The sequence below is a fragment of the Pseudonocardia sp. SID8383 genome, assembly GCF_009864975.1.
Lineage (GTDB): Bacteria > Actinomycetota > Actinomycetes > Mycobacteriales > Pseudonocardiaceae > Pseudonocardia > Pseudonocardia alni.
The window spans coordinates 1-667 of the sequence record NZ_WWFY01000975.1 but is presented as its reverse complement, the minus strand read 5'-3'; the positions used below and the strand labels follow the sequence as shown (position 1 = coordinate 667).

Below are 667 nucleotides of genomic sequence, written 5' to 3'. Positions count from 1 at the left end.
CGCGGCGCGTACCGGATCGGTCCGCTGCGCGGTCGCGGCACCGACGCGCTCGGCCTCGCCGAGTTCCGCCACGACCTGCTCCCCGCCGACCGGCTGCTGGTCCTCCCCCGGGTCACCCCGCTGACCGGGCGCCCGGCCCTGACCTCCACCGCCGCCGGGCGCGGCGCCGAGGGCGGCAGCCGTCCCGGCCCCGGCACCCCGGACGTGCTCATCCGCCCCTACCGCCAGGGCGACGAGCTGCGCCGTGTGCACTGGCGCTCCAGCGCCCGGCGCGACGAGCTGATGGTCCGCCTCGACGACCGTCCCGACCCGTCCGGCGTCACGCTGCTGATCGACCGGCGCGACAGCGCCCACCGCGGACACGGGCCCGCCTCCAGCCTGGAATGGGCGGTGGCGTTCACCGCCAGTGTCGCGGTCCATCTGCTGCAGCGCGGCGAGGCTGTCGCACTCGTCGACGAGTCCGGCGACACCGTCGGCGACGTGCCGCCCGGTGTGACCGGTGCGGACGCCGTCCCCCCGCGGCTGGAGTCGCTCGCGCTGCTGCGGCCCTCGGCGAGCACCGGGTTCACCGCGCCCGGCCCCGGGCCCGGGCACCCGGAGGGCGTGCTCGCGGTGCTCGGCGGGACCGCGCCGCAGGACGTCACCGCGCTGGTCTCGGCCTGGCCGC

At 78.7% G+C, this 667-nt stretch carries 1 protein-coding gene; it reads left to right on the top strand.

Annotated features, from left to right (window positions below; translation table 11 throughout):
* Positions 1 to 667: DUF58 domain-containing protein (locus GTW08_RS23165; RefSeq protein ID WP_161152527.1), on the top strand; the 667-nt coding region annotated here is incomplete at both ends.